Source organism: Polaromonas sp. CG_9.7 (assembly GCF_015752205.1).
Classification (GTDB): domain Bacteria; phylum Pseudomonadota; class Gammaproteobacteria; order Burkholderiales; family Burkholderiaceae_C; genus Polaromonas.
Genome location: NZ_JADOVG010000054.1, coordinates 1 through 1,039 on the forward strand (window position 1 = coordinate 1; position 1,039 = coordinate 1,039).

Below are 1,039 nucleotides of genomic sequence, written 5' to 3' on the forward strand. Positions count from 1 at the left end.
GCAAAAATTTCATAATGCGAGTGCGCTGAGTGAAAAATCAACCCACCCGGGCAGGGTGTTGCGTTTACCCGCAGAGTATTTCAGCAGCCTGTTAATATGTCAGGATAAGTCCGAGTACCATTGCTCAGGAATTCAAGCAGGAAGTCTGTCGCCTTTTTAAGAGCACTAATCTTGTCTTTTTTAGTATTTTCTGCCTTGTATAAGAGATCCTCAGGTGCTCCTTTCAGCTCGGAATGCCACACGATCTTAGAGGTTGCAACTGTAACTCGACTGTCAGAAATTTCAGCACTCTCAATGCTGTACGATAGACCACCTCCAACTTTTCCGAGGTTTGTTGCCGCCCGAACCAGGATATGCGAGCTACCATCATCCCTGGGTTCATTTTCAATTTTTGCAGTGATATATACACCTCGGGCTACGTCTGTTAAAGCAGCGTTTCCCGAAACACGATTAACTGGATCGCTGCCTTTTGAATTCTTCGAGACATGAGCAATTAATATAATTGCTACGTTTAACTTTTTTGCCAGATTAGAGAGATTTTCCAATCTCCTTTGAACTTTAATTCCATTTTTAGCATCTCCACTTATTACTAAAGTCCAAGGATCTATGATAATGAGATCAACACACTTATTCTGGACGGTATTTACAATATATTCATCATCTTCTGGATTAAAAGTATAATCCATAGATTTGATACCCGGTTTTATAATTCCTTCGATAAAATCAATGCGACTAAGATCTGCTTTGGCAGCTATAAGTCGAGGAGTAATTGTTCTCTCCATATCATCTTCGGAACTAATTATTAAAACACCTTGTGGATCTTGATTCAATATCCCAAGCCATGAATCGTGATTGTCACATCCGCGTGAAACCGCAGCCGCAATTGCACAGTAAATGGTGCTCTTGCCAGTTGCTTTAGGCCCGGCCAATACTGTCAATTCACCTAACAGGCTGCTGAAATACCTCCCAGGTGGTCCACGCCCCCAACCCCTGGGACGTTTTAGCTTGATACCGATTCACTGACCCAGCCAGAGCCCAC

General features: G+C 42.8%; 1 protein-coding gene. It reads right to left on the bottom strand.

Features of this window, described 5'->3' with window-relative positions:
• Window positions 1–80: 80 nt before the first annotated feature.
• Window positions 81–938, bottom strand: coding sequence for an AAA family ATPase (locus IWX87_RS19475; RefSeq protein WP_196865148.1), 858 nt, complete (start codon window positions 936–938; stop codon window positions 81–83).
• Between the last annotated feature and the right edge of the window lie 101 nt (window positions 939–1,039).